Annotated in this window: 20 protein-coding genes; 14 read left to right on the top strand and 6 right to left on the bottom strand. The window is 59.7% G+C overall.

What is annotated here, in order from left to right:
- Positions 1-47 precede the first annotated feature (47 nt).
- On the bottom strand, positions 48-1745 hold the full coding sequence (locus ACP7CZ_RS13690; RefSeq protein ID WP_057975327.1) for a GspE/PulE family protein: 1698 nt from the start codon (positions 1743-1745) through the stop codon (positions 48-50).
- A 79-nt stretch (positions 1746-1824) separates the two neighbouring features.
- Complete coding sequence (locus ACP7CZ_RS13685; RefSeq protein ID WP_236452488.1) at positions 1825-2163, bottom strand: hypothetical protein; 339 nt, start codon at positions 2161-2163, stop codon at positions 1825-1827.
- A 127-nt stretch (positions 2164-2290) separates the two neighbouring features.
- On the opposite strand from ACP7CZ_RS13685, the gene ACP7CZ_RS13680 reads away from it, so the two are divergent.
- Positions 2291-2761 carry an Lrp/AsnC family transcriptional regulator gene (locus tag ACP7CZ_RS13680; protein ID WP_003195279.1) on the top strand — a complete coding sequence of 157 codons (471 nt, stop codon included), beginning with the start codon at positions 2291-2293 and terminating at the stop codon, positions 2759-2761.
- Between the two features lie 127 nt (positions 2762-2888).
- Here ACP7CZ_RS13680 and ACP7CZ_RS13675 read toward each other — a convergent pair whose 3' ends face one another.
- A complete protein-coding gene (locus ACP7CZ_RS13675; protein WP_020301821.1) occupies positions 2889-4256 on the bottom strand; it encodes an inorganic triphosphatase in 1368 nt (455 codons plus the stop codon).
- A 158-nt stretch (positions 4257-4414) separates the two neighbouring features.
- On the opposite strand from ACP7CZ_RS13675, the gene argE reads away from it, so the two are divergent.
- Both argE and argA read left to right on the top strand, forming a co-directional pair.
- Complete coding sequence (argE, locus tag ACP7CZ_RS13670) at positions 4415-5563, top strand: acetylornithine deacetylase (RefSeq protein ID WP_294195406.1); 1149 nt, start codon at positions 4415-4417, stop codon at positions 5561-5563.
- A gap of 133 nt (positions 5564-5696) precedes the next feature.
- A complete protein-coding gene (gene argA, locus ACP7CZ_RS13665) occupies positions 5697-6995 on the top strand; it encodes an amino-acid N-acetyltransferase (RefSeq protein ID WP_003195273.1) in 1299 nt (432 codons plus the stop codon).
- A 113-nt stretch (positions 6996-7108) separates the two neighbouring features.
- Here argA and tauA read toward each other — a convergent pair whose 3' ends face one another.
- Positions 7109-8095 (bottom strand): taurine ABC transporter substrate-binding protein, encoded by a 987-nt coding sequence (gene tauA, locus ACP7CZ_RS13660; RefSeq protein ID WP_089041501.1) that lies wholly within the window; start codon positions 8093-8095, stop codon positions 7109-7111.
- 370 nt (positions 8096-8465) lie between these two features.
- Here tauA and ACP7CZ_RS13655 point away from each other — a divergent pair, with 370 nt between their 5' ends.
- The 8 genes from ACP7CZ_RS13655 (at position 8466) to ACP7CZ_RS13620 (ending at position 15718) form a co-directional block, all read left to right on the top strand.
- Positions 8466-9809: an OprD family porin gene (locus ACP7CZ_RS13655; protein ID WP_034128998.1), complete on the top strand. Its 1344-nt coding sequence runs from the start codon at positions 8466-8468 to the stop codon at positions 9807-9809.
- 274 nt (positions 9810-10083) lie between these two features.
- Entirely contained in the window at positions 10084-10722 is a 639-nt protein-coding gene (locus ACP7CZ_RS13650) for a peroxiredoxin (RefSeq protein WP_070415459.1), read from the top strand.
- Between the two features lie 328 nt (positions 10723-11050).
- Positions 11051-11644 (top strand): NADPH-dependent FMN reductase, encoded by a 594-nt coding sequence (ssuE, locus tag ACP7CZ_RS13645; RefSeq protein WP_014720392.1) that lies wholly within the window; start codon positions 11051-11053, stop codon positions 11642-11644.
- A 97-nt stretch (positions 11645-11741) separates the two neighbouring features.
- Entirely contained in the window at positions 11742-12710 is a 969-nt protein-coding gene (locus tag ACP7CZ_RS13640; protein WP_294195412.1) for a sulfonate ABC transporter substrate-binding protein, read from the top strand.
- A 26-nt stretch (positions 12711-12736) separates the two neighbouring features.
- Positions 12737-13885, top strand: coding sequence for an FMNH2-dependent alkanesulfonate monooxygenase (gene ssuD, locus ACP7CZ_RS13635; protein WP_294195414.1), 1149 nt, complete (start codon positions 12737-12739; stop codon positions 13883-13885).
- Positions 13886-13894: 9 nt separating this feature from the next.
- Positions 13895-14680: an aliphatic sulfonate ABC transporter permease SsuC gene (ssuC, locus tag ACP7CZ_RS13630; RefSeq protein WP_003195258.1), complete on the top strand. Its 786-nt coding sequence runs from the start codon at positions 13895-13897 to the stop codon at positions 14678-14680.
- The gene (ssuB, locus tag ACP7CZ_RS13625; RefSeq protein ID WP_032902254.1) at positions 14677-15483 is read left to right on the top strand and encodes an aliphatic sulfonates ABC transporter ATP-binding protein; all 807 of its coding nucleotides are present in this window, start codon (positions 14677-14679) and stop codon (positions 15481-15483) included. The genes ssuC and ssuB overlap by 4 nt, the downstream gene beginning before the upstream one ends.
- A 19-nt stretch (positions 15484-15502) precedes the next feature.
- Positions 15503-15718, top strand: a complete 216-nt coding sequence (locus ACP7CZ_RS13620; protein ID WP_003176783.1) for a TOBE domain-containing protein — start codon at positions 15503-15505, stop codon at positions 15716-15718.
- A 122-nt stretch (positions 15719-15840) separates the two neighbouring features.
- Here ACP7CZ_RS13620 and ACP7CZ_RS13615 read toward each other — a convergent pair whose 3' ends face one another.
- Together ACP7CZ_RS13615 and ACP7CZ_RS13610 are read right to left on the bottom strand one after the other, a co-directional pair.
- Positions 15841-16470, bottom strand: a complete 630-nt coding sequence (locus ACP7CZ_RS13615) for a TetR/AcrR family transcriptional regulator (RefSeq protein WP_054917063.1) — start codon at positions 16468-16470, stop codon at positions 15841-15843.
- Positions 16471-16715: 245 nt separating this feature from the next.
- A complete protein-coding gene (locus ACP7CZ_RS13610) occupies positions 16716-18092 on the bottom strand; it encodes a glutamine synthetase family protein (protein WP_003195252.1) in 1377 nt (458 codons plus the stop codon).
- Positions 18093-18689: 597 nt separating this feature from the next.
- On the opposite strand from ACP7CZ_RS13610, the gene ACP7CZ_RS13605 reads away from it, so the two are divergent.
- The 3 genes from ACP7CZ_RS13605 (at position 18690) to ACP7CZ_RS13595 (ending at position 22748) form a co-directional block, all read left to right on the top strand.
- A complete protein-coding gene (locus ACP7CZ_RS13605; protein ID WP_003195249.1) occupies positions 18690-20048 on the top strand; it encodes a glutamine synthetase family protein in 1359 nt (452 codons plus the stop codon).
- 57 nt (positions 20049-20105) lie between these two features.
- Positions 20106-21470, top strand: a complete 1365-nt coding sequence (locus ACP7CZ_RS13600; RefSeq protein WP_054917061.1) for an aspartate aminotransferase family protein — start codon at positions 20106-20108, stop codon at positions 21468-21470.
- 183 nt (positions 21471-21653) lie between these two features.
- The gene (locus ACP7CZ_RS13595; RefSeq protein WP_034129075.1) at positions 21654-22748 is read left to right on the top strand and encodes a polyamine ABC transporter substrate-binding protein; all 1095 of its coding nucleotides are present in this window, start codon (positions 21654-21656) and stop codon (positions 22746-22748) included.
- The last annotated feature ends 76 nt before the right edge of the window (positions 22749-22824 follow it).

Here is a 22824-nt window from a genome sequence, read left to right as displayed (position 1 = left end):
TTTGATTGTAGTTAACCCGATCCAGTTCCATCACTGACTAAACAGTTTCAGTACTCGATCAAACCCGAAGAATTTGTTTCTGAATCCCCTGGCGTGACCCGCAATACCTCCGTCATCGTGGTCAGGCCGGCCTTCACTTTCTCGACGCCGGCCATGCGCAGGCTGCTCATGCCCTGCGCCAGTGCCTCACGGCGCAGCGCTTGTACGTCCGCGCCCGGGGTGACCAGCGCTTGGAGTGCCGGGTCCATGAGCATGATTTCATACAGCCCGGCCCTGCCTCGATAACCGCTGTCACGGCATTGCGCACAGCCGACGGCTTCGCAGCCGTCAGCGTCCTCCTGGCCCAGCGGGCGCTTGCAATGGCTGCACAGCAGCCGCACCAGGCGCTGCGCCATCACCCCTATGAGCGTAGCTTTGATCAAATAGTGAGCAACGCCCAGTTCCTGCAGGCGGCTGATGGCGCTGGGTGCATCGTTGGTGTGCAAGGTCGAGAAAACCAGGTGCCCGGTCAGCGCGGCCTGGATAGCCATCTCTGCGGTTTCCTGGTCGCGGATTTCGCCGATCATGATGATGTCCGGGTCCTGGCGCAGCAGGGCGCGGATGCCGCTTGCGAACGTGAGGTCGATGTTGTGCTGGACCTGCATCTGGTTGAAGGCCGGCTCGACCATTTCAATCGGGTCTTCCACCGTGCACAGGTTGACCTCGCGGGTCGCCAGTTGCCTGAGGGTGGTGTAGAGGGTGCTGGTCTTGCCTGAGCCGGTGGGGCCGGTGACGAGGATGATGCCGTGGCTGCGTCGCGTCATGGCGTGCCAGCGCTGCTGGTCGGCGTTGGACAAACCCAACTGGTCAAAGTCCTTGAGCAGCACTTGTGGGTCGAAAATTCGCATCACCAGTTTTTCGCCGAATGCCGTGGGCAGGGTCGAAAGCCGCAATTCCACTTCGACACCCGCAGGGTTCCGGGTCTTGACGCGGCCATCCTGGGGTTTGCGTTTTTCGGCCACGTTCATTCGCCCCAGGCTTTTCAGGCGGCTGACCACGGCCATGGTGACCTGTGGGGGAAATTGATAGACGTCATGCAGCAGCCCATCAATGCGAAAGCGCACCCGACCCTGGTCGCGGCAGGGCTCGATATGGATATCGCTGGCTCGTTGGCCAAAGGCGTACTGCAGCAGCCAGTCGACGATGTTGACGATATGCGCGTCGTTGGCATCCGGCTCCTTGTCGCTGGCGCCGAGGCTGAGCAAGTCGAGATTGCCAGGCGTCGTCATCTTTTCATCCGCACCGCTGACGGACTTGGCTAAACGGTAAAACTCGTTGATACAGCGCTGGATATCGCTGGGGTTGGCAACCACGCGCTTGATCGTGCGTCTGAGCACCTGGGACAGCCCGGCTTCCCAGGTGGTGACATGGGGTTGGGCACTGGCGATCGTCACGCTGTGAGTATCGACGGCGACTGCGAGAATGCCGTGGCGCTGGGCAAAGGCGTGGGACATCAACGGCACCACGGCTGCCACATCAATCTTCAACGGGTCGATGCGCAGGTAAGGTTGGCCTACCTGCCGGGCCAGCCATTGGGTCAAGGTCTCCACGCAAGGGCCCTGGGCTGCGATGCATTCCAAGGGATGCTGGCTGCCGGACGCTGGCGCTACCTTTTGCGCCGCCTGCGCCGTGATCAGCCCTTGCTCGACCAACTCCGGCAATAATTGCTGCAGTTCCAAGGGGTGATCGTGAGTGGCGACGGGCATGCAGGTTTTCCTGGGGCGTGGGGGTAATCCCAGGCTAGCCGGCCGCTGAAGATCCTGCTGGCGCTTGTATTGCCGGTTTTTACTGCGCCATCGCCGCCAACGCTTGAGGCCGCTCGGAATCAGCCGACCACAGCTCCAGGGTGCAGACGCTGATCAGGTTTCGAATCTTTTCACCGATCACTTGGGCGCGGTGCCAGCTCAGGCCGGTCATCACGATATCGATGCTCAGCAGGTCGGCTTCCCGGTTCATGCTGACCTGGGTGGGCGTGAGCAATTGCAGCGCGAAGTGGTTCAGCACCCGGCACAGCACGTCCGGTTCAGCCTCGGCGACGATGCGATAGTGCGCTTGGCAGTGGCTGCTATTGGCGGCCCACGCATCGACGCGGGTCGCGGGGTAGGCGGTTTCGACGGCATGCATGCTGACTCTCCAGTTTCGACTGGGAAAATTTTTACATTCGCCTGGGGAGATTTCTTATCTAAAATAAGCCTATTTGGCGATAAATAGACCAAAACAATTCAAGATAAGCCTATTCATGGGTACTTTTATGCACAGTGAGTTGGACGCCTACGACCGCCGCATCCTGGCCTTGCTGCAAGAGGATGCCTCGCTCTCCAGTGCACAGATTGCCGAACAGGTCGGCCTGTCGCAGTCGCCATGCTGGCGGCGTATTCAGCGGCTCAAGGAGGAGGGCGTGATCCGCGGCCAGGTCACCCTGCTGGACCGCAAGAAAATCGGGCTCAACACGCAGATTTTCGCCGAGGTCAAACTCAACGCCCACGGTCGCTCCAATTTCACTGAGTTCACCGAGGCGATTCGCGGGTTCCCGGAAGTGTTGGAGTGCTATGTGCTGATGGGGGCGGTGGATTTTCTGCTGCGTATCGTCACCTCGGATATCGAGGCGTACGAGCGGTTTTTCTTCGAGAAGTTGTCGATGGTGCCGGGGATTCAGGAGGTCAACTCGATTGTGGCGCTGTCGGAGATCAAGTCCACCACCAGCCTGCCAGTATTGCGCTGACAGGCATGCCATTGACTGTAGGAGCGAGCTTGCTCGCGAAGATCGTTAACGATAACGCGGGAAGCCTGGCTCCCCACATCGCTCTCGGGTTTTTCGCGAGCAAGCTCGCTCCTACAGGTAGAGTGACTTACAGGCGCAGAAGGGTCTTCCAGGCACGATTCTGATAAACCGCAATCGCCTGGTGCATACGCGCATCCAGCGACTCATCGGTAATCGGCTGGTTGGCCAGGTGCGCCAGCTTGTTCAGCTCGCCGTACAAACGGTCCAGCTCAGGAATGTCCACCACATGGCGCGCATGGTGCAGCCAGGCCTGGATGCGTTCGATACGCGGCAGTTGCTCGGCCAGGTCTTCCGGCTGTTGCTGGTAGCGCTGCAGTTGCAGGGCGACAGCGTCGTCGGCCAACAGGCGTGGCAGCCAGTTGGTAATTTGCGCAGCGCCCTGGCGGTTGCCGCGCACGTTACGTTCGGCCGTCCAGGTGCGAGCCAGCAGCCAGCGCGAGAGGTTGAGTGAGAACAGGCCCCAGCGCACGTCTTGCAGCTCTTCGATGAACTGTTCCGGCGCGGCTTTGCGAATGTCTTCATCGTCGTCACCGGCCTGGACCAGCGGGCGCCAGTCTTCCAGCAACGCATCCAAGGCGCTGCGCAGTTCGCTGGTGGATTGGCGCGGCGCGGCCTGGCCGAGGCTGCCGATCAGGGCGCGCAACTCGCCGAGGTTCTCGACCCAGTCCTGCAACAGGCGCCAGTGGCCATTGAAGCGGTATTGCTCAGCCAGGCGCTGGCTGCTGCCCAGCAGGTGCCACAAGATCGCGGCGAAGGCGTCGTCCAATGGCATTTCGGCGTGGATCTGTGGCGCCGGCAGGCTCAGGGAATAGCTACTGGCGTCATACAGGCGATAGCCGCGTTCGGCCTTGCTGATGTCGCACGGCATCAGGGCCAGGGTTGCAGCCAGCTCGGCGGCCAGTTCCAGCAGGGCCGCCGGTTCGCCTTCGCGCAGTTCCAGTTCCAGCTCGCAGATTTCTTCTTTCTGCTTGCCGACCACCACATGGCCCAGGTCCAGGGCGGCTTCGATCACCACCTTGGCCTTGCCACGGCCCCAGGCGATTTCGGCGCGTTCACGCACGAAGTCGGTGGTGAAGATCGGCTTGAGAGTCTTTTTGTCCAGCTCGGCCAGTTGCTCGGGCCAGCACTCGCCATCGAGTTTCTTCACATCGAGCTTGGCTTTGGGCAGGTCCCAGTTGTATTCGTTGCGTTCCGACAAGCCGGCGACGCTTTGGCCGCGGGTCTTGAGGGTCTGGATGATGTCGTCACCGTCCTTGCGCAGGCGCAGGGCAACCTTGGCCTGGGCCAGGTCACGCTCGGGGGTGTCGAAGTACTGGTTCATCAACTCACGGCGTTCCCAGCCACTTTTGTTGCGTTTTTTCAGTAACGGGTGCTCACGCAGCGCGGCGAGTGTTTCGCGGCTGACGCGTAGCTTGATTTCGGTTTCTTTCTGCATGGCCGGAAAATCCAGGATCGGGAGCGCAGCCGGGGAAAAGTGTGGCTGCCAAGGTCGTGCAGTGTACAGGACTGAGCCCGGCAACGTGCCGCAACGGTTTATTGTGTTGCGCAGATGCCTCTATAGTGAGGTTCATCCGGGAAGTTGGGAGACCGCGCATGCCGTTACCGTCCATGAAAGAGCAGTTCGCCGCCTTGATCGCCGCGCCGTCGGTGAGCTGCACCCAGGCGTCTCTCGACCAGAGCAACCGCCCGGTGATTGACCTGCTCGCCGCTTGGCTGGGCGACCTGGGCTTTGCCATCGATATCCAACAAGTCAGCCCCGGCAAGTTCAACCTGTTGGCCAGTTTCGGCAGCGGCCCCGGTGGCTTGGTGTTGGCGGGGCATAGCGATACCGTGCCGTATGACGCGGCGCTGTGGAACACCGACCCGCTCAAGCTGACGGAAGTCGACGGCCGCTGGGTAGGGCTGGGCAGTTGTGACATGAAGGGGTTTTTCGCACTGGTTATCGACGCGGTGTTGCCGCTGCTGGACCAACCCTTCAAGCAACCGCTGTTGATCCTTGCCACTTGTGACGAGGAAAGCTCCATGTCCGGTGCCCGTGCGCTGGCCGAGGCGGGGCGCCCATTAGGTCGTGCAGCGGTGATCGGCGAGCCGACCGGGCTCAAGCCGATCCGCCTGCACAAGGGCGTGATGATGGAACGCATCGAGATCCTCGGGCGCAGTGGCCACTCGTCGGACCCCAGCCTGGGCCATAGCGCCCTGGAAGCCATGCATGACGCCATCGGCGAACTGCGCGGCCTGCGCCTGGCCTGGCAGCGCGAGTACCGCAACGCGCAATTCAGCGTGCCGCAGCCGACGATGAACTTCGGCTGCATTCACGGCGGCGACAACCCCAACCGCATCTGCGGCCAGTGCTCCCTGGAGTTCGACCTGCGACCCCTGCCGGGCATGGACCCCGAGGTGCTGCGCGCCGCGATCCGCCAGAAGCTCGAACCCCTGGCCGAGCGGCATAAGGTCAAGATCGACTACGCGCCGTTGTTCCCCGAAGTGCCACCCTTTGAGCAGCCCGAAGACGCCGAGTTGGTGCGGGTGGCGGAGCGTTTGACCGGTCATCGTGCCGAAGCAGTAGCGTTCGGCACCGAAGCGCCTTATCTTCAGCGCCTTGGTTGCGAAACCCTGGTGCTCGGCCCTGGCGACATTGCCTGCGCCCACCAGCCTGGCGAGTACCTTGAAATGTCACGCTTGGCGCCTACAGTGCGTCTATTGCGGGAACTGATCGAACACTACTGCCTGAAACCTGCATAAATTTGCCCCTGCCCATTCGTACATAAGGAGAGTGAGCGTGTCGCCAAGCCTGTTCCGACGATAACCATCAGCCGCTGTGCGCTTTCACGATTGATCCTTTATTTGGCTGCTTTTTATTACAGGCCCAGGTGTTATGCCCGAATACGTCAATTGGCTTCGTCACGCTTCACCCTACATCAACGCCCACCGCGACTGCACCTTTGTGGTCATGCTGCCCGGCGATGGTGTGGACCACCCCAACTTCGGCAATATCGTCCACGACCTGGTGCTGCTTCACAGCCTGGGTGTGCGTCTGGTGCTGGTGCATGGCTCGCGCCCGCAAATCGAAACCCGCCTTGAAGCACGCGGCCTTACCCCGGCTTACCACGAAGGCTTGCGCATCACCGATGCTGCGACGCTGGAGTGTGTGATCGACGCGGTGGGTCATTTGCGTATTGCCATCGAGGCGCGCTTGTCCATGGACATGGCGTCCTCGCCGATGCAGGGCTCGCGCCTGCGTGTGGCCAGCGGCAACCTGGTCACCGCACGGCCAATCGGCGTGCTTGAAGGCGTGGACTACCACCACACCGGCGAAGTGCGCCGGGTCGACCGCAAGGGCATCAACCGCCTGTTGGATGAGCGCTCTATCGTGCTGCTCTCGCCCCTGGGGTATTCGCCCACCGGCGAGATCTTCAACCTGGCCTGCGAAGACGTCGCCACCCGCGCCGCCATCGACCTGGGCGCCGACAAGTTGCTGCTGTTCGGCGCCGATCCCGGTCTGATCGATGAGAACGGCCGCCTGGTGCGTGAATTGCGCCCACAACAAGTACCCGCGCACCTGCAACGCCTGGGCAGCAACTATCAAGCCGAACTGCTCGATGCCGCTGCCGAAGCCTGCCGGGGTGGAGTAGGGCGCAGCCATATCGTCAGCTACGCCGAAGATGGCGCTTTGCTTACCGAACTGTTCACCCGCGATGGTGGCGGTACGCTGGTGGCCCAGGAACAATTCGAACTGGTGCGCGAAGCGGCGATTGAAGACGTCGGCGGCTTGCTGGACCTGATCAGCCCGCTGGAAGAGCAGGGCATTCTGGTGCGCCGTTCGAGGGAAGTGCTGGAGCGTGAGATCGAGCAGTTCAGCGTGGTCGAGCGCGAAGGCATGATCATCGCCTGCGCGGCGCTGTATCAGATCGCGGATTCGGATGCGGGGGAGTTGGCGTGCCTGGCAGTGAACCCGGAGTACCGCCACGGCGCGCGAGGCGATGTGTTGCTCGAACGCATCCAGACCCGGGCACGCGCCCAAGGCTTGAAAACCCTCTTTGTACTCACCACGCGCACGGCCCATTGGTTCCGCGAACGCGGCTTTGTACCCAGCAGCGTGGACCGCCTGCCGTCGGCGCGAGCGTCGCTGTACAACTATCAGCGCAACTCCAAGATCTTTGAAAAGGCCCTGTAAAAGAGTACGGCTCTGTGTGGGAGCTGGCTTGCCTGCGATAGTGGCGCCTCGGTTTATCTGAAGGACCGAGTTGCTGGTATCGCAGGTAAGCCAGCTCCCACCGAAGACTGTATTTATTGTGTGATGAATTTGTCGGTCACATAGGCCGAATAATCCGGCAGCACCGTCTCCACCTTCCCCTGTTCCTTCAAGAACTTCGCCGTCTCCTCAATCGCCTTCGCCGTGCCGCCCTTGAGCAGCGCAGCGGTTTGCTGTGCCTGCGCATCCGGAAACGTCGTACCGGCCAAGAGTTCCGGAATGTCATCCGCATTTGAACCTGTCAATCTGGCGATTTTCTGCACTGGCTCGGAATCCACCGTCCAGCTGCCTTTGTGGGCGGCATAGTCGGCAAAGGCATCCAGGGTAACTTTGGCGAACTTGGCCACTACCTCAGGATGTTTTTGCGCAAAATCCTTGCGCGCCACCCACACCTCAAATGTGGGTGCACCCCATTGGCCCACCTGCGCCGCGTCTGTCAGGGTCTTGCCGCTCTTGCGGATTTCGCCCAAGGCCGGGGACCACACAAAAGCCCCATCAATATCGCCACGCTTCCAGGCGGCGGCGATTTCGGCCGGTTGCAGGTTCACCACTTTGACTTGTTTGGTGTCCAGCCCCCAGTGTTTCAGCGCGCCGAGCAGGCTGTAATGGGAGGTTGAGACGAAGGGCGTGGCGATGGTTTTACCGATCAAGTCCTGGGGGTTGTCGATGCCACTGCCGTTGCGCACCACCAGGGCTTCAGAAGCGTTGATCTGTGCCGATACGATAAACGCCACAATCGGCAGGTTGCGCGAGGCCGCCGCCGCGAGTGGGCTGGAGCCGAGGTTGCCGATTTGTACATCACCCGAAGCGATGGCCGCGACTACCTCTGGCCCGCTGTTGAAGCGGCGCCAGGCGATTTTTTCGCCGATGGCTTTTTCGTACAGGCCGTCGGCCTGGGGAACCTTGCTGGGATCGATGCCGGTCTGGTAGCCCACCGTCAGGTCGGCGGCATTGACACCAAAAGAAAGTAATAGCGATACAAAAACTGTAACAAATTGACGGGAGGATGTGCGTTTGGCCATGATGGCGTCGCCTTTTTGATCGTGAGTGACGTATACAACCGTACGGCAACACTAATCGATCTAAAAAAGCACCAGTAAATACCCTTTAGGAATTAGCTTATGGAGCGGCGCGTCTATCCTGACCGGCCAGCTTCACGGAAAGTCTTATTCCTGGATCGTATGAAAAAGAATGAAATAATTCTTTTTGGGTGTATGAAAAACTCATTACCCTGCAGGGACCAAATCAACTGCGATTAGACGAAGGTAGTAGACACACAAGGTTACGATTGACTTGGTGGTCACTATCTGGCGCTAATCGCGCATCTGTGGATCGAGGGCGTCAGACCCGAGACCAAAGAAATACAAAAATTAGAAATGAGAGGAGCGGTACATGAAGAAGTCCACCTTGGCTGTGGCTGTAACGTTGGGCGCAATCGCCCAGCAAGCAGGCGCTGCCGGTTTCATCGAAGACAGCAAGGCCACACTGGGCCTGCGTAACTTCTACATCAACACCGATAACCGCGAAGGCACGGCCAACCCGAGCCGCAACGAAGAGTGGGGCCAAGGCTTCGATCTGCGTTTCATCTCCGGTTACACCCAAGGCACCGTCGGCTTCGGTCTGGACGCTATCGGCCTGCTGGGTGTTCGCCTGGATTCCGGCGGTGGCACCAACGGCGCGACTGCCAGCTCCTACGGTGGCACGATCTTCCCGAGCAAGTCCAATGGCGAAGCCGTTGATAACTACTCCAGCCTGGGCCTGACTGCCAAGGCCAAGATCTCTCAAACCGAACTGAAGTTGGGTACCTTGCAGCCCAAGCTGCCGGTCATCGTCACCAACGATGGTCGTATGCTGCCGCAAACCTTCCAAGGTGGCCAGATCACCTCCAGTGACATCAAGGACCTGACCCTGGTCGCGGGCCAGATCGAAAAGGCCAAGGGCCGTAACTCCAGCAACAACGAAAGCCTGTCCATTTCCGGCGCCAACAGCCGCGGTGTGAACTGGCGTTCGAGCAACAAGTTCTACTACGCCGGTGGCGACTACAAGATCACCAAGGATCTGACCGCCCAGTACTACTACGGCAACCTGGAAGATTTCTACAAGCAACACTTCCTGGGCCTGACCCACAACTGGGCCATCGGTCCTGGCGTGCTGAAGTCTGACCTGCGTTACTTCAACAGCTCCGACGATGGCAACAACGGTAACCAGTCCGCTTATTTCTCGACGGGCAACTACAGCGGCGTGAACTCCGGCCGTGGCAAAGTCGACAACAACCTGTACAGCGGCCTGTTCCTGTACTCGGTTGCCGGCCACACCTTCGGTGGCGGTTACCAGGTCAGCAACGGCAGCAGCGACTTCCCTTGGCTGAACCAGGGTGACGGCTCGTCGGCTTACATCACCACCGACATGCAGATCCAGAAGTTCGCCCGTGCCGGCGAGCGCACCTGGCAAGCTCGCTACTCCTACGACTTCGCCAAAGTCGGCGTGCCTGGCCTGACCGCCGGTGTGGTTTACCTGAAAGGTGATCATATCGACACCGTCGCCAGCAACCGTACCGAGTTCACCGGCCAGTCCGAGTGGGAACGTGACATCACTGTTGCCTACGTCGTACCGGAAGGTCCGCTGAAAAACGTCGGCGTGGCGTGGAAAAACGCTATGTGGCGCAGCGACATCGCCAACGCGCGTAACCAGGACGAAAACCGCTTGATCGTCAGCTACTCGATCCCGCTGTTGTAAGACTGTAAAACCTTGCCCGGCGCAATGCCGGGCAAGGTGTCTTGCTATTCAAGTCGGGCTCAACCCCCGCAAGCCCTTCCTGAATCCCTCTTTTTTGCAGCGTCTCAAGGCCTTCTCGAACCTTGAAGGCGATGTTGGCCTCAGGCCGTTCCCAAGTCCAATGAACTGATTTTTAATATTCTTTTATCGTCTAGATAAATCGATATTTATTCTTTTTAAACCGCAAAAAATCCATGCACAGTGGGCTCCATAAGCACTCATCAGGAGCCACACCATGAGCCTAAGACTGGGCGACATCGCCCCCGACTTCGAACAGGATTCCAGCGCCGGCAAGATTCGCTTCCACGAATGGCTGGGCGACAGCTGGGGTGTGCTGTTTTCCCACCCTGCGGACTTCACGCCGGTGTGCACCACCGAGCTGGGTTTTACCGCCAAGCTCAAGGATGAATTCGCCAAGCGTGGCGTCAAGGCCATCGCCCTGTCGGTAGACCCGGTGGACTCGCACCACAAGTGGATCGAAGACATCAACGAGACCCAGAACACCGCGGTCAACTTCCCGATCCTGGCCGACGCCGACCGCAAGGTCTCGGACCTCTACGACCTGATCCACCCGAATGCCAGCGATACCCTCACCGTGCGCTCCTTGTTCGTGATTGACCCGAACAAGAAGATCCGCCTGACCATCACCTACCCGGCCAGCACCGGGCGTAATTTCCATGAAATCCTGCGGGTGATCGACTCGCTGCAGCTGACCGACAACCACAAGGTGGCAACACCGGCCAACTGGCAGGATGGGGATGAGGTGGTGATCGTGCCGTCACTCAAGGACGAGGAAGAGATCAAGAAACGCTTTCCCAAGGGCTATCGCGCGGTGAAGCCGTACCTGCGTCTTACCCCACAACCCAATCGTTAAGGCATCACGGACCATGCCTCTGTAGGAGCGAGCTTGCTCGCGAAAAACGTCAACGATAACGCGTGCTTCCTGAATGAACGCGGCGCCTGTGAGTTTTTCGCGAGCAAGCTCGCTCCTACCAAAAAGCACTGACTCACAGCAGGGGTTTTCAGGCCGTTTCCACGGCCTTTTTTTTCGCCTGGGGATTGATCAATCGCTTATGTTTTTATGGAATAAACAAATGAATAAATAAGATTTATAGATATATAAATCTGCTGATAAGGTCTATCCCATCTTGGCGCCATCGCCGTACAGCGAACCGCCGACACTTGCTCAAGGAATCTCCTGCATGCTGGTCGTAACACTTGGAGGCAGTCCCAGCCAGCGTTCCCGCTCCGGGGTCTTGCTGGATAAAACCCGTCAGTGGCTGCAACAGCAGGGCGTGGAAGTGGTGAGTTACCAGGTACGGGACTTCCCGGCTGAAGACTTGCTGCACGCACGCTTCGACAGCCCCAAGGTCATTGACCTGCTGCAACAAGTCGCCAATGCCGACGGCCTGGTGATCGCCACGCCGGTGTACAAGGCGTCGTTTTCCGGGGCGTTGAAAACCGTACTGGACCTGCTGCCGGAGCGTGCGCTGGCCCATAAGGTGGTGTTGCCGATGGCGACCGGCGGCAGCATCGCCCACATGCTGGCGGTGGACTACGCCCTGAAGCCGGTGCTGTCGGCCCTCAAGGCCCAGGAATTGCTCCACGGTATTTTTGCCGAAGACAGCCAGATCGCCTATGGCGAAGGCAGCGTGCAGGCGCAACTGGTGCCGGTACTCGAACAGCGTCTGCACGAAGCCCTGGAGCAGCTCTACAGCGCCATGGCGCGCCGGCCAAAACCGCTGGACCCTGACGTATTGAATGAACGTTTGTTGAGTGCTCGCTGGAGCATCTGAGCCTCACCCCAGAAACCTGGAAACACTCACCTTACTCAGCCGACAACGGCCAAGCAGGTGCAGCCAAAACCCTAATCGCACAGTTGGAGAGAGCGCCATGCGCACTGTCATCTTGCGTCGTGGTCTGGTCGCACTCTTTGCTGCGGCTGTGTCCTTCGGCGCCATCGTTCAAGCCCAAGCCGCCGAGACCTTGCGGATCGGTTATCAGAAGTACGGCACCCTGGTGCTGCTCAAGGCCAAGGGCACCCTGGAAAAACGCCTGGCCGACCAAGGCGTGCAGGTGCAGTGGACCGAGTTTCCCGGTGGCCCGCAATTGCTCGAGGGCCTGAACGTCGGCTCCATCGACTTCGGCGTTACTGGCGAAACTCCACCGGTGTTTGCCCAGGCGGCTGGCGCCGATCTGCTCTATGTCGCCTACGAACCACCCGCGCCTACCAGCGAAGCGATCCTGGTGCCCAAGGACTCGCCGATCAAATCGGTGGCCGAGCTCAAGGGTAAAAAGGTCGTGCTCAACAAAGGCTCCAACGTGCACTACCTGCTAGTGCGTGCCCTGGAAGATGCCGGTCTCAACTACACCGACGTAAAGACCGTGTTCCTGCCCCCCGCCGATGCCCGTGCTGCGTTCGAGCGTGGCAGCGTGGACGCCTGGGTGATCTGGGACCCGTACCAGGCCGCCGCCGAGAAGCAACTACAAGCGCGCACCCTGCGAGACGGCACCGGGATTGCCGACAACCATCAGTTTTACCTGGCCACCAAACCCTACGCCGAACAGCACCCACAAGTGATCAAGGCGTTGGTGGAAGAGGTGCGTGCGGTAGGCGAATGGTCCAAGGCCAACCCGCAGGAAGTGACTGAGCAGGTCGCCCCACTGCTCGGCCTGCCGGCAGATATCACCCTCACATCGGTGAAACGCCAGGGCTACGGCGCGCTGTTCCTGACCCCGGAAGTGGTCGCCGCCCAGCAGAAAATCGCAGACACCTTCTACCAACTCAAATTGATCCCCAAGCCCTTGAGCATCAAGGACGTGATCTGGACGCCACCCGCCGCGGTTGCCAAAGCGCCGTAATCCGACTTCATTCAGGAGACAACTCCATGAGCCTCAATATTTTCTGGTTCCTGCCCACCCACGGCGACGGTCATTACCTTGGCACCGCCGAAGGCGCCCGCGCTGTCGACCACGGTTACTTGCAACAAGTGGCCCAGGCTGCTGACCGCCTGGGTTTCGGCGGGGTGTTGATCCCTACGGGTCGCTCTTGCGAAGACTCGTGGTTGGTGGCCGCCTCGCTGATCCCCGTGACCCAGCGCTTGAAATTCCTGGTTGCCCTGCGCCCTGGGATCATCTCCCCGACCGTGGCCGCGCGTCAGGCCGCGACCCTGGATCGCCTGTCTGGTGGCCGTGCGCTGTTCAACCTGGTCACCGGTGGCGATCCGGAAGAACTGGCTGGCGATGGATTGTTCTTGAGCCATGAAGAGCGCTACCAGGCGTCGGTGGAATTCACACGCATCTGGCGCCGTGTGCTGGAAGGCGAGACCGTGGACTACGACGGCGAGCACATCAGCGTCAAAGGCGCAAAATTGCTCTACCCACCGATTCAACAACCACGCCCGCCGCTGTATTTCGGGGGTTCCTCCGAAGCCGCCCAGGACCTGGCGGCCGAACAGGTCGAGATGGTGCTGACCTGGGGCGAGCCGCCGGCAGCCGTTGCGGAAAAGATCGCGCAGGTACGCGCCAAGGCTGCAAAACTGGGACGCACGGTGCGCTTTGGCATTCGCTTGCATGTGATCGTGCGCGAAACCAACGACGAAGCCTGGAAAGCCGCCGACAAACTGATCTCCCACCTGAACGACGAGACCATCGCCCGCGCCCAGGCGTCCTTGGCGCGCTTCGATTCGGTGGGCCAGCAACGCATGGCAGCCTTGCACGGCGGTAGCCGTGACAACCTGGAAGTCAGCCCCAACCTGTGGGCCGGCGTCGGCCTGGTACGTGGCGGCGCAGGGACGGCGCTGGTGGGCGATGGCCCAACGGTTGCGGCGCGGGTCAAGGAGTACGCGGACCTGGGTATCGATACCTTTATCTTCTCCGGTTATCCACACCTGGAAGAGTCGTATCGGGTCGCCGAGCTGTTGTTCCCGCACCTGGATATCGAACGTCCCGAGCTGCCAAAAAGCGCCGGCTACGTCAGTCCGTTTGGCGAGATGGTGGCCAACGACATCCTTCCCAAAGCTGCGTCACAGAGCTGAGGCGCCGTTATGGACTTAGAAAAAATCAGCCATCGCGTGGCGCCCTGGGTGCTGCCGATCTTATTGCTGGCGGTGTGGCAGTTGTCGGTGTCGGCGGGTTGGTTGTCGACGCGCATTCTGCCAGCGCCGAGTGCAGTGATCGAAGCCGGGGTGAACCTGGTGGTCAGCGGCGAAATCTGGACGCACCTGGCCATCAGCGGCTGGCGCGCCGGCCTGGGCTTTGTGATCGGTGGCAGTATCGGTCTGGCCCTGGGCTTTATTACCGGCTTGTCGAAGTGGGGTGAACGCTTGCTCGACAGCTCGGTGCAGATGATCCGCAACGTGCCGCACCTGGCGCTGATTCCGCTGGTGATCCTGTGGTTCGGCATTGATGAGACCGCGAAAATTTTCCTGGTGGCCCTGGGTACCTTGTTCCCGATCTACCTGAACACTTACCACGGCATCCGCAATGTCGACCCGGCACTGGTGGAAATGTCGCGCAGCTATGGCTTGTCCGGTTTCAGCCTGTTCTGGCAAGTGATCCTGCCGGGCGCGCTGCCGTCGATCCTGGTGGGGGTGCGCTTTGCCCTGGGCTTCATGTGGCTGACGTTGATCGTGGCGGAAACTATCTCGGCAAGTTCCGGCATCGGTTACCTGGCGATGAATGCCCGTGAATTCCTGCAAACCGACGTGGTGGTGCTGGCCATCGTCATGTACGCCATCCTCGGCAAACTGGCCGACCTGGCAGCCCGTGGGCTGGAGCGTGTGTGGCTGCGCTGGCACCCGGCGTATCAAGTCAAAGGAGGTGCAGCATGACGGCCCAACAACCTCCGCGTCTGTTGAAGGGTATCCCACTGGCGGTGCGCAAATTGCGCAAGGCCTTTGGTACCCGCGAAGTGCTCAAAGAGATTGACCTGCATATTCCCGCGGGGCAGTTCGTGGCTGTGGTCGGCCGCAGCGGTTGCGGCAAAAGTACCTTGCTGCGCCTGTTGGCGGGGCTGGACAAAGCCAGTGGCGGCGAGCTGCTGGCCGGCTCCGCGCCACTGCACGAAGCGATTGAAGATACGCGGTTGATGTTCCAGGAAGCGCGTTTGCTGCCCTGGAAAAAGATCATCGATAACGTCGGCCTGGGCCTCAAGGGCGACTGGCGGCCCAAAGCGCTGGATGCGCTGGAAGCGGTTGGCCTGGCCGAGCGCGCCAATGAATGGCCGGCGGCGTTGTCCGGTGGCCAGAAACAGCGCGTGGCACTCGCACGGGCGTTGATCCATCAGCCGCGCCTGTTGCTGCTCGATGAGCCGCTGGGCGCACTGGATGCCCTGACCCGCATCGAGATGCAGCAACTGATCGAAAACCTGTGGCGCAAGCACGGTTTCACGGTGTTGCTGGTGACCCACGACGTCAGCGAAGCCGTGGCGATTGCCGACCGCGTGATTCTGATTGAAAACGGCGAAATCGGCCTCGACCTGAACATCGACCTGCCACGCCCACGGGCCCGTGGCTCACACCGCCTGGCCGCGCTGGAAGCCGAAGTGCTCAACCGCGTGCTGTCGCTACCCGGTTCCCCACCGGAACCCGAACCTGTTTCACCGCTGCCGACGCAATTGCGTTGGGCTCAATAACTCACACAGGAAAAACACCATGACTATTAAAGCCATCAACGTGCGTAACCAGTTCAAAGGCACCATCAAGGAAATCGTGGTCGGCGACGTGCTGTCGGAAATTGACGTGCAGACCGCGTCCGGCATTGTCACCTCGGTGATCACCACCCGTTCGGTCAAGGAGTTGGAGTTGGTGATCGGCAGTGAAGTGATTGCCTTTGTGAAATCCACTGAGGTGTCGATTGCCAAGTTGTGATAACCCCACTGATCGTTCCCACGCTCTGCGTGGGAATGCCGCCTGGGGCGCTCCGCGTCCCGCTGTGCCAAAGGTGACGCAGAGCGTCACGGGATGTATTCCCACGCAGAGCGTGGGAACGATCAGCGCTTGGGCAGATAGGCCGGCAAATAAAGCCCCACATACGCATCAAACACCCGCATCCCTTCCTCCGCCATGCGCGGCGTAATCAGCCCATGCTGATGCACCGAGCGCGCGTACACGCGGTCGCTCAACTCCAATGCCAGGGCAAACACGTCCACATCGCCCGGTAGCGTTGGCACTTCAAAGTGGCGATTGAACACCGCCAGCATCAAGTCGCCCAATTCCAGATCATGCTGGCGATCGGCCTGGGTCACTTCGGTCAACCCATGCTGGGCCAGGATCAACTGGCGCGCCGCGGCATCGTTGCTGTAGATGCTGAGCATGCGTTGTTCAACGATGTAGGACAGGTCGCGCCAATGCTTGAGCGATTCATGCTCGATGGGCGCCTGGATGGCGGCGCGAAAGGCTGCGTGAACGTCAGCGGTCAACGCCTCAAGCAACGCCGGCACACTGGCGAAAAAGTGGTACACCGATGACGGTGGAATCTGTGCCCGTTCGGCCACGCTGTAGATCGACAAGCTGGCCACACCTTCGGCGGCCAGCAAGGTGCGGGCGGCGTCGAGGATCGCGTCGATCCGGGCCTGGCTGCGGGCGCGGGGTTTGCGAACAGTGGCGGGGCGGGTGGTCATGGATGTCTCCTACAAGGCAGCGGGCATTGTATGAGCAGGAAGGTGTGTTGTCTGCCAGGCCGCTATCGCAGCGATGCGGCGACCCGACAAGCCAGCTCCCACAATGGAACGCATTTCAAGGTTGGAACGCGATCAAATGTGGGAGCTGGCTTGCCTGCGATGAGGCCAACCCGGTTTCCCAAAATAAACCCATAAAAAAACGCCACTGACCAAAATCAGCGGCGTTCTTTTATTGCAGCAACCGCTTACACGGTATGCAGGTACCAGTTGTACTCAAGGTCGGAGATGGAGTGTTCAAACTCCTCCAACTCACTTTCCTTACAGGCGACGAAGATATCGATGTATTTAGGATCGATGTACTTGGCCATCACCTCGCTGTCGTCCAACTCACGCAGCGCATCGCGCAGGTTGTTCGGCAGGCTCTGCTCGTTCTGCTCGTAGCTGTTGCCTTCCACTGGAGCGTTCGGCTCGATCTTGTTGGTCAGGCCGTGGTGTACGCCCGCCAATACCGAGGCCATCAGCAGGTAAGGGTTGGCATCGGCGCCAGCCACACGGTGTTCGATACGCACGGCATCGGACGAGCCGGTGGGTACGCGAATCGCCACGGTGCGGTTATCCAGGCCCCAGCACGGCGAGTTCGGCACGTAGAACTGTGCGCCGAAACGACGGTAGGAGTTGACGTTGGGGCACAGGAACGCCATTTGGGCGGGTAGGGTCTCCAGCACACCGCCGATCGCGTGACGCAATGCGGCGTTCTGCTCGGGATCCTCGCTGGCAAAGATGTTCTTGCCGTCCTTGTCCAGAATGGAAATGTGTACGTGCAGCCCGTTGCCTGCCTGGCCTGGGTAAGGCTTGGCCATGAAGGTGGTGTCCATCTCATGGTCGTAGGCGATGTTCTTGATCAGGCGCTTGAGCAGTACCGCGTAGTCGCAGGCCTTGATCGGGTCGGCGACGTGGTGCAGGTTCACTTCGAACTGCGCCGGGGCACTTTCCTTGACGATGGCATCGGCCGGAATGCCTTGCTCCTTGGCACCTTCCAGAATGTCCTGGAGGCAGTCGACGTATTCGTCGAGGTCGTCGATCAGGTAGACCTGTGTCGAGTGCGGGCGTTTGCCGGAGATCGGCGAGCGGGGCGGTTGTGGGCGGCCGTTCACGTTCTCCTGGTCGATCAGGTAGAACTCAAGCTCGAAAGCGGCGCAGATGGTCAGACCGAGGTCGTCAAACTTGGTGACAACTTGGCGGAGCACTTCGCGCGGATCGGCGAAGAAAGGTTCACCTTCAAGTTCGTGCATGGTCATCAGCAGTTGCGCGGTGGGGCGCTTTTGCCAGGGTTCATTGCACAGGGTGTCGGGGATTGGATAACAGATTCGGTCAGCATCACCGATGTCCAGGCCCAGGCCGGTGCTTTCCACCGTAGAGCCGTTGATATCCAGGGCAAATAAAGAGGCAGGCAGGTTAATGCCCTTCTCGTAAACCTTGTGGAGGCTGGTGCGTTCGATGCGCTTACCGCGCACCACACCATTCATATCCGCAATTAGAAGGTCTACGTACAGAACCTCAGGATGATCCTTAAGGAACGCGTTCGCTTCGTTAAGCTGAACGGCACGCGGGGGTACCGACATGATGCAACACCTTTGTTGTTAAAAATATCAATCATTGATCTTTTCTGGTTTCAGTCAACCCGAACGGCCTGCCGAAGTCAAGCGAGGCATTTTTTGCCCTAAAAAAGCGCCATGAAGCCTTTTTTGCGGGGTTTTGGGGCGGTTTTTTGGGTTTTAGGGGCTTGGGACCTGCAGGCTTGAGCGGGCCGTGTAGGATTTTTTACGGGGGTGTTGTGTAAAAAAATGAACAAGGCTAAGCTCGATTCAAACCCATAACAGCAATAATACCGGGGTGCTTCATGTTTCACCTGCCGCCAATCGGCGTCTCTGCCTGCTCCAGCCAGGCTTTGTCCGCAGCTCGTTCGCCCCGTGTGAATGCCCAGGCACCGGCCAATATTCTTGACGGCCCGGCCGATCTCCTTTTTGCCATCTCCGACGCCACTGAGCGACCCTCATCCGCCGTGCCGATCATAATTGCGCACAACTTTGGCCTGAGGAATGCAACCCATGGGCAAATGGCAGGTAAGCTCCTACCCTGAATGAAAAAACGACGCGGATGCTGCGTCAACCAACGCCTGGCCTTTAATGGATGCCAGGAAACCCAGCCCAGAGGCATTTATGAGTAACAACCTCGACCAGCTCACCGATTGGTTGAAAGACCACAAGATCACAGAAGTCGAATGCATGATTGGCGACCTCACCGGTATTACCCGGGGCAAGATCTCGCCGACCAACAAGTTCATTGCCGAAAAAGGCATGCGCCTGCCCGAGAGTGTTCTGTTGCAGACCGTGACCGGCGACTATGTCGAAGACGACATCTATTACGAATTGCTCGACCCGGCCGACATCGACATGATCTGCCGCCCCGACCAGAACGCGGTATTCCTGGTGCCCTGGGCCATCGAGCCGACCGCCCAGGTGATCCACGACACCTACGACAAGCAAGGCAACCCGATCGAGCTGTCGCCGCGCAACGTGCTCAAGAAAGTCCTCAAACTCTACTCCGACCGCGGCTGGCAGCCCATCGTGGCGCCGGAGATGGAGTTCTACCTGACCAAGCGCTGCGAAGACCCGGACTTCCCGCTGCAACCGCCGATTGGCCGCTCCGGCCGCCCGGAAACCGGTCGCCAGTCCTTCTCTATAGAAGCAGCCAACGAATTCGACCCGCTGTTCGAAGACGTCTACGACTGGTGCGAACTGCAGGAACTGGACCTCGACACCCTGATCCACGAGGACGGCACCGCGCAGATGGAAATCAACTTCCGTCACGGCGATGCCCTGTCTCTGGCCGACCAGATCCTGGTGTTCAAGCGCACCATGCGTGAAGCCGCGCTCAAGCACGACGTGGCCGCCACCTTCATGGCCAAGCCCATGACCGGCGAGCCCGGCAGCGCGATGCACCTGCACCAGAGCATCATCGACATTGCCACCGGCAAGAACGTCTTCTCCAATGAAGACGGGACCATGAGCCAACTGTTCCTCAACCATATTGGCGGCCTGCAGAAATTCATCCCTGAATTGCTGCCTTTATTCGCCCCCAACGTGAACTCGTTCCGCCGCTTCCTGCCCGACACCTCGGCGCCGGTGAACGTGGAATGGGGCGAAGAAAACCGCACCGTCGGCCTGCGCGTACCGGATGCCGGCCCGCAGAATCGCCGCGTGGAAAACCGCCTGCCTGGCGCCGACGCCAACCCGTACCTGGCGATTGCCGCCAGCCTGTTGTGCGGCTACATCGGCATGGTCGAAGGCCATAACCCGAGCGCGCCGGTGGTGGGCCGCGGTTACGAGCGACGCAACCTGCGCCTGCCGTTGACCATCGAAGACGCCCTGGAACGCATGGAAAACAGCAAGACCATCGAGAAATATCTGGGGCAAAAATTCATCACAGGCTACGTCGCGGTCAAGCGGGCCGAGCATGAAAACTTCAAGCGCGTGATCAGTTCGTGGGAGCGGGAATTCCTGCTCTTCGCCGTCTGATGCGCCGGGCGCGCCCTTCAAACGGCGCGCCTTCACTGAAAAGTCTAGGAGATTGGTATGTCCAGCAACAACCCGCAAACCCGTGAATGGCAAGCCTTGAGCAATGATCACCACCTGGCGCCGTTCAGCGACTTCAAGCAATTGAAAGAGAAAGGCCCAAGGATCATCACCAAAGCCCACGGCGTTTACCTGTGGGACAGCGAAGGCAACAAGATCCTCGACGGTATGGCCGGCCTGTGGTGCGTGGCGATCGGTTACGGTCGCGATGAACTGGCCGATGCCGCCGCCAAGCAGATGAAAGAACTGCCGTACTACAACCTGTTCTTCCAGACCGCACACCCGCCGGTATTGGAGTTGGCCAAGGTCATTTCCGATGTCGCGCCGGCTGGCATGAACCACGTGTTCTTCACCGGCTCTGGCTCCGAAGGCAACGACACCATGTTGCGCATGGTCCGCCACTACTGGGCGATCAAGGGCCAGCCCAACAAGAAAACCATCATTGCCCGCAAGAATGGCTACCACGGCTCTACCGTGGCCGGCGCCAGCCTGGGCGGCATGACCTATATGCACGAGCAGGGCGACTTGCCGATCCCGGGCATTACCCACATCGCGCAGCCGTACTGGTTTGGCGAAGGCGGCGACATGAGCCCCGAGGAATTCGGTGTGTGGGCCGCCAACCAGTTGGAAGAGAAAATCCTGGAGCTGGGCGTGGACAACGTCGGCGCCTTTATTGCCGAGCCGATCCAGGGTGCCGGTGGCGTGATCGTGCCGCCTGCCACGTACTGGCCGCGCATCAAGGAAATCCTCGCCAAGTACGACATCCTGTTTGTCGCCGACGAAGTAATCTGCGGCTTCGGCCGTACCGGTGAGTGGTTCGGTAGCGATTTCTACGACCTCAAGCCGCACATGATGACCATCGCCAAGGGCCTGACCTCGGGCTACGTGCCCATGGGCGGCCTGATCGTGCGTGACGAAGTGGTGGCGGTGCTCAACGAAGGGGGCGATTTCAACCACGGCTTTACCTACTCCGGCCACCCGGTGGCCGCGGCCGTGGCGCTGGAAAACATCCGCATCCTGCGCGATGAAAACATCGTTAACCGTGTGCACGACGAAACGGCACCGTATTTGCAAAAGCGTCTGAGGGAACTGGGCGATCATCCGCTGGTGGGTGAAGTCCGCGGCGTCGGTATGCTCGGTGCGATCGAGCTGGTGCAGGACAAGGCGACGCGCAAGCGTCATGAAGGCAAAGGCGCGGGCATGATCTGCCGAACCTTCTGCTTTGAAAATGGCCTGATCATGCGCGCCGTGGGCGACACCATGATCATTTCGCCGCCACTGGTCATCAGCAAGGCTGAAATCGACGAGCTGGTAACCAAGGCCCGCCATTGCCTGGACCTGACTTTGGCTGCCTTGCAGGGCTAAGTGCTAGGCTCAGTGCGCGGTGCACTGGGCAGTTAAAAATGCAGGGGCTTTGGTTGAAAGCCGGCCCCTGAACTTGCCAGACTGTCGCCCTGTTTTGTTGCCCTTCGGTTGGGCCGTAAAACATACAACGCTTGTGGCCCAAAAAAGAAAAAATTGGAGCATCACCAAATGAAGGCATTAGGTTTGAAGAACGCTGGCAAGACCCTCCTCGCCTTGTCCCTGATGGGTGCAATGGCGGGCGCGGCCCAGGCAGACAATAAAGTGCTGCACGTTTACAACTGGTCCGACTACATTGCACCGGACACCATCGCCAACTTTGAAAAAGAGTCGGGCATCAAAGTGGTGTACGACGTTTTTGACAGCAACGAAACCCTGGAAGCCAAGTTGCTGGCAGGCAAGTCCGGCTACGACATCGTCGTGCCGTCGAACAGCTTCCTCGCCAAGCAGATCAAGGCCGGTGTCTACCAAGAGCTGGACAAGTCCAAGCTGTCCAACTACGACAACCTGAACAAATCCCTGCTCAAGGCCGTATCGGTCAGCGACCCGGACAACAAGCACGCCTTCCCGTACATGTGGGGCTCGATGGGCATCGGCTACAACCCGGAGAAGGTCAAGGCCGCACTGGGCGTGGACAAGATCGACTCGTGGGACGTACTGATGAAGCCGGAAAACATCGCCAAGCTGAAAAGCTGCGGCGTGAGCTTCCTCGATTCGCCAACCGAAATGCTGCCGGTAGCGCTGCATTACCTGGGCCTGCCGACCGACACGACGAAGAAGGCTGATCTGAAACAGGCCGAAGACCTGTTCATGAAAATCCGTCCTTCGATCGGCTACTTCCACTCCTCCAAGTACATCTCCGACCTGGCCAACGGCAACATCTGCGTGGCTGTGGGCTACTCGGGTGACATCGAACAGGCCAAAACCCGCGCGGCTGAAGCCGGTGGCAAGGTCAAGATCGCCTATGACATTCCCAAGGAAGGTGCTGGCAGCTTCTTCGACATGGTCGCCATTCCCAAGGATGCTGAAAACGTCGAGGCTGCCTACGCATTCATGAACTACCTGCTCAAGCCAGACGTCATGGCCGCGATCACCAACAGTGTGCGTTTCCCGAACGGTAACGAGAAAGCCACTGCCCTGGTCGATAAAGACATCACCAGCGACCCGGGTATTTATCCGTCGGCCGAAGTGCAATCCAAGCTCTACGCCATTGCCGACATGCCAGCGGCAACTCAGCGTGAAATGACCCGTAGCTGGACCAAGATCAAATCGGGCAAGTAAGCCTCAAAACCTGTGGGAGGGGGCTTGCCCCCGATGACGGAGTGTCAGTCGGCGATTCTCTCGGATGGTGCATCGC

It is taken from the genome of Pseudomonas sp. DWP2-2 (assembly GCF_049897065.1).
Classification (GTDB): Bacteria; Pseudomonadota; Gammaproteobacteria; order Pseudomonadales; family Pseudomonadaceae; genus Aquipseudomonas; species Aquipseudomonas paracarnis.
Note: the sequence above shows the minus strand (reverse complement) of the source record. Positions and strands in the feature narration are given on the sequence as shown.